At 66.3% G+C, this 4,470-nt stretch carries 5 protein-coding genes; all 5 read left to right on the top strand.

What is annotated here, in order from left to right:
• The first annotated feature begins 288 nt into the window (after positions 1-288).
• The 5 genes from AB4Z51_RS44415 to AB4Z51_RS44395 are packed head-to-tail and all read left to right on the top strand — an operon-like array spanning position 289 to position 4,460.
• Positions 289-1,584 carry an alanine racemase gene (locus AB4Z51_RS44415; RefSeq protein ID WP_441499720.1) on the top strand — a complete coding sequence of 432 codons (1,296 nt, stop codon included), beginning with the start codon at positions 289-291 and terminating at the stop codon, positions 1,582-1,584.
• A gap of 11 nt (positions 1,585-1,595) precedes the next feature.
• Positions 1,596-2,255 (top strand): amino acid ABC transporter permease, encoded by a 660-nt coding sequence (locus AB4Z51_RS44410; protein WP_063983789.1) that lies wholly within the window; start codon positions 1,596-1,598, stop codon positions 2,253-2,255.
• Positions 2,256-2,265: 10 nt separating this feature from the next.
• On the top strand, positions 2,266-2,916 hold the full coding sequence (locus AB4Z51_RS44405; RefSeq protein ID WP_071914840.1) for an amino acid ABC transporter permease: 651 nt from the start codon (positions 2,266-2,268) through the stop codon (positions 2,914-2,916).
• On the top strand, positions 2,903-3,631 hold the full coding sequence (locus tag AB4Z51_RS44400; protein ID WP_441499719.1) for an amino acid ABC transporter ATP-binding protein: 729 nt from the start codon (positions 2,903-2,905) through the stop codon (positions 3,629-3,631). Before AB4Z51_RS44405 ends, AB4Z51_RS44400 begins: the two co-directional genes overlap by 14 nt.
• A gap of 31 nt (positions 3,632-3,662) precedes the next feature.
• On the top strand, positions 3,663-4,460 hold the full coding sequence (locus AB4Z51_RS44395; protein WP_441499718.1) for a transporter substrate-binding domain-containing protein: 798 nt from the start codon (positions 3,663-3,665) through the stop codon (positions 4,458-4,460).
• Positions 4,461-4,470: the final 10 nt, after the last annotated feature.

Raw genomic sequence — 4,470 nt, 5'->3', positions numbered from 1 at the left:
TCAAGCATCTGCTCCGCAAAGCTGCCGCGCGAACCGTCGACGCGGTCTGCGCCGCAATCGGCCACGCACTCGATGCCTTCACCCCCGAGGAATGCGCCAATTACCTGAAAAATTCAGGCTATCGAACTTAATGCCATCACGCTTTAGCCCAATTCACGGGCACAACACCTTACCAAATTACCTCCCTGTATCGAATTCGCGCCAAGATTGGCTAGAATCCGCTAATGACAACGTTGTCATTCCGACCTATCGTTCCCGAGCGGTCGAGGGGCCGCTGAGGGAGCGACGATGCAGTTCTTGTCCCGGTGGGAGAGCCAACGTCTTTCAACGACCACGCGGGGCATCCCCCTGGTCGATGGCCTGCCGATCGAGGAGATCGCCCGCCAGGATTGGCAGCCGTGCCGCGGCGATCTCGCCCTGCCCGCCCTCACGCTCGATGAAGCCGCCTTCGCAGCCAACCGCGACCTCTTCCTGCGCTGGTGCAAGGGCGCCGGCGTTGCCGTTGCGCCCCACGCCAAGACGCCGATGTCGCCGGAGCTCGCTCGGTCGCTGCGCGAGGCCGGCGCCTGGGGCACGACGGTTGCCAACATCCAGCAGGCCGCCGTGCTGCTCGCCCATGGCGAGCGGCGCCTGCTGCTGGCCAATGAGATCGGCGGCCTCGCGGCCGGCCGGCGGCTCGGCGCGTTGCTCGGCGCCTATCCCGACGTCGAATTTCACGCCTTCGCGGATTCACCGGCGGCGGTCGCAGCGCTCGCTGAAGCGGCCCGGATTGCGGGCCGCAGCGAATTGTCCGTGCTGGTCGAGCTCGGCGCGGGCCGAGCCGGCGCGCGCGATCGCGCCGCGGTCGAAGCGAYGATCGCAGCCGTGCTCGCGGCCGACGGCCTCCTGCTCGGCGGCGTCGCCACTTACGAAGGCGCGGTCGCAACGCCCGATGCCGACGAGACGATGCGCGCGATCGCGGCGCTGATGGAGCGCACCATCGCGGCCTTCGCGCTGGTACGTCATGCTGCCCCGGGCCGGCCGCTGATCATCAGCTCCGGCGGCTCGGCCTATTTCGACGTCGTCGCCCGCGCGCTCGCACCGAGTGCGCAGGCCGACGGCAACGCCAGCGTCCTCTTGCGCTCAGGCGCCCTGTTCTTCGCCGATCACGGTATTTACGCGCGCGCTTTCGCCGAGCTCGACCGTCGCGGCGGTCTCGTCATCGACGGCGCGCGGCACTCGGCGGCCGAGGGTTTCCAGCCTGCACTCAAACTTTGGGCCGAGGTGTTGTCGCGGCCGGAGGCAAGCCTTGCGATCGCGGGCTTCGGCATGCGCGATGCTTCCTTCGATCAGGGATTGCCGGTGCCGCTGCGCGTCTTCCGCGACGGCGTCGAACAACAAGGGCTCGCCGAGACCTTGTCGGTCACCCGTCTGAATGACCAGCATGCGTTCCTGTCCGTCGCGCCCGATGGCGCGCTTGCGGTCGGTGACATCATCGCCTTCGGCATCTCGCATCCCTGCACCTGCCTCGACCGCTGGCGCGTCATCCTCGGCCTCGACGCCGACGGCGTCGTCACGCGCGCCCTGCCCACCCAGTTCGGCTGAGAGCGGGCCCGATGAATTTCCTGCCGCTGTGGCGCTATCAGAACCAGCTCATCGACGGCGCCATCGTCACGCTCGAGCTGACGGTGATCGCTGCGCTGGCCGGGCTTTTGATCGGCGTTGCCGGCGCGGTCGCGCTGAACGGCCGCATCACGCCACTGCGCTGGCTGGTGCGCGGCTACATCGAGCTGTTCCGCAACACGCCGTCGCTGATCCAGATCTTCATCGTGTTCTTCGTGCTGCCGAACTTCGGCCTGAAGCTGCCGGCGTTCGAAGCCGCCGCCGTCGCGCTCTCGCTCTATTTCGGCGCCTATTCGGTCGAGATCATCCGCGCAGGCCTCGATTCCGTGCCGAAGAACCAGATCGAGGCCGGCCAGTGCCTTGGGCTGTCGGGCTGGCAGGTGTTCCGTCACATCCTGCTGCCGCCGGCGCTGCGCAATGCCTATCCGGCCGTGACCAGCCAGTTCGTCCTCCTGCTGCTCGGCACCTCGCTCGCTTCGCAGGTCGCCGCCGACGAGCTGTTTCATGTCGCGGGCTTCATCGAGAGCCGCACCTATCGCAGCTTCGAGGTCTATGCGGTGATCTGCGTGGTCTATTTCGCGATGGCGATGTCGTTCAAGGCGCTGTTCGCCATCATCGGTCTGGCGGCCTTCCGCTGGCCGCGGCGGCGCTGAGGGGACAGCGATGCGATCCTTCACCCTCATCGATTTCGTCTCGCTGTTCGCGGCGCTGCGCTGGACAGTTGCGCTCGTCGTACTCGCGCTCGCCTTCGGTGCGCCGCTGGCGCTGGCGCTCGCCACGGGCCGCATCAGCCGCTTCGCCGGCCTCCGCTGGACGATGGCGGCGTGCATCCAGATCGTCCAAAGCGTGCCGCTGCTCGGGTTGCTGTTCTTCTTCTATTTCGGCATGCCGATGTTCCTGGGCATCCAGGTGCCGGCCCTCGTCGCCGTCACCGTCGCCTACACGCTCTACACCGCCGCCTTCCTCGGCGAGATCTGGCGCGGCGGGCTGGAAGCCGTGAAGCAGGCGCAATGGGAGGCAGGCAGCTGTCTCGGCCTCTCCGCCTGGCAGCAATTCCGCCACATCATCGCGCCGCAAGCACTGCGGCTGTCGCTGCCGCCGACCGTCGGCTTCCTGGTGCAGCTGATCAAGGGCACCTCGCTCGCCTCGATCCTCGGCTTCGTCGAGCTCGCCCGCGCCGGCCAGGTGGTGAGCGCGGCGACGTTCCAGCCGCTGCTCACCTACGCGCTGGTCGCTGCGATCTATTTCGCGCTGTGCCTGCCGCTCACGCTCTGGTCCCGCTCTCTGGAGGCCCGCCTCGATGGCTCTCGTTGAAATCCGCGACGTGCACAAGACATTCGGCAAGGTCGAGGTGCTCAAGGGCGTCTCGCTCGACGTCGAGGAAGGCGAGATCGTCACGATCATCGGCCGCTCCGGCTCCGGCAAGTCGACACTGCTCCGCTGCATCAATGCACTGGAGAGCGTCGATTCCGGCGATATCCGCGTCGAGGGCGAGAAGGTCCACGCCAGGATGCCTGACCTGAAGGCATTCCGTCAGCGCGTCGGCATCGTGTTCCAGGCTTTCAATCTGTTTCCGCACCTGAAGGTCGAGCGCAACATCACGCTGGCTCCGCTCCTCACCGGCCGCATCGACAAAGCGAAAGCGCGTGCACTGGCGGAAAATGTGCTGACCCGCGTCGGCCTCGCCGACAAGATCGACGCCTGGCCGGAGCAGCTCTCCGGCGGCCAGCAGCAACGCGTCGCCATCGCGCGCTGCCTCGCCATGGCCCCTCACCTCATGCTGTTCGACGAGGTGACCTCCGCGCTCGACCCCGAGCTCGTCGGCGAAGTCCTGAAGGTGATGGAGGCGATGGCGAAGCAGGGCATGACCATGATCCTGGTCACCCACGAGATGGGCTTTGCCCGCAACGTCGCCAACCGCATCGTCTTCATGCATCAGGGGCGCGTCTGGGAACAGGGCCCGCCGGCAAAACTGTTCGCCAATCCTGAAACCCCCGAGCTCGCGAGCTTCATCGCCTCCGCGAAATGATCATCCAGCCATCCGCCACCAGGAGAGAGTCATGACGAAATTGAAGTCCCTCTTTGCGATCGCAGCCACGGCGCTCGCCGTGCTCGCTGCCCCCACCCTCGCGCAAGCCGACAAGCTCCAGGACGTGCTCGGCGCGGGCAAGCTGCGCGTCGGCTTGCTGACCGATGCCGCGCCCTGGGGCTTCAAGGACGACAAGGGCGAGATCGCGGGCTTAGATGCCGATCTCGCCCGGCTGATCGCCGCCGACATGGGCGTCAAGCTCGAGCTCGTGCCGGTGACGGGCGCAGCGCGTATCCCGAGCCTGCTCTCGGACAAGATCGACATTTTGATCGCGGGCCTCGGCGCGACGCCCGAGCGCGCCCAGCAGGTGATGTTCTCGCAGCCTTATGCGGTGGTGAATCTCGGCGTCTATGGCGCCAAGGCAATTCCGGCCGCGACCGGCAAGAAGCCCGACAATCTCGACGGCCGCAGCGTTGCGGTGGCCAAGGGCTCGACGCTCGACGTCTGGCTCACCGACAACGCGCCGAAGGTGAAGCTGGTGCGTTTCGAGGACACGCCGGCCGCGCTCGCCGCGTTTCTCGCAGGACAAGCCGACACCTTTGCCGAGAACAGTGCCATCGCGTTGAAGGTTCAGGACCAGAACCCGACCAAGGAGGTCGAGCTGAAATTCCTGATCCGCCAGTCGCCGGCCCATGTCGGCGTGCGCCAGGGCGAGCAGAACCTGCTCAACTGGATCAATACCGACATCTTCTTCAACAAGCTCAACGGCAAGCTCGGCGCGTTGCAGCTGAAATGGTTCAAGGAAGAGCAGACGCTGCCGACGCTGTGAACTAGCACAC

The organism is Bradyrhizobium sp. 2TAF36 (assembly GCF_052114925.1).
Classification (GTDB): Bacteria; Pseudomonadota; Alphaproteobacteria; order Rhizobiales; family Xanthobacteraceae; genus Bradyrhizobium; species Bradyrhizobium barranii.
The sequence above is the reverse complement of the archived record's forward strand: the minus strand, read 5'-3'. Positions and strand labels throughout refer to the sequence as shown.

Excerpts from the sequence above, each read along its gene's own strand:
- AB4Z51_RS44410 (WP_063983789.1), top strand. The coding sequence starts at position 1,596 with ATGAATTTCCTGCCGCTGTGGCGCTATCAGAACCAGCTCATCGACGGC.
- AB4Z51_RS44405 (WP_071914840.1), top strand. The coding sequence starts at position 2,266 with ATGCGATCCTTCACCCTCATCGATTTCGTCTCGCTGTTCGCGGCGCTG.
- AB4Z51_RS44400 (WP_441499719.1), top strand. The coding sequence starts at position 2,903 with ATGGCTCTCGTTGAAATCCGCGACGTGCACAAGACATTCGGCAAGGTC.
- AB4Z51_RS44395 (WP_441499718.1), top strand. The coding sequence starts at position 3,663 with ATGACGAAATTGAAGTCCCTCTTTGCGATCGCAGCCACGGCGCTCGCC.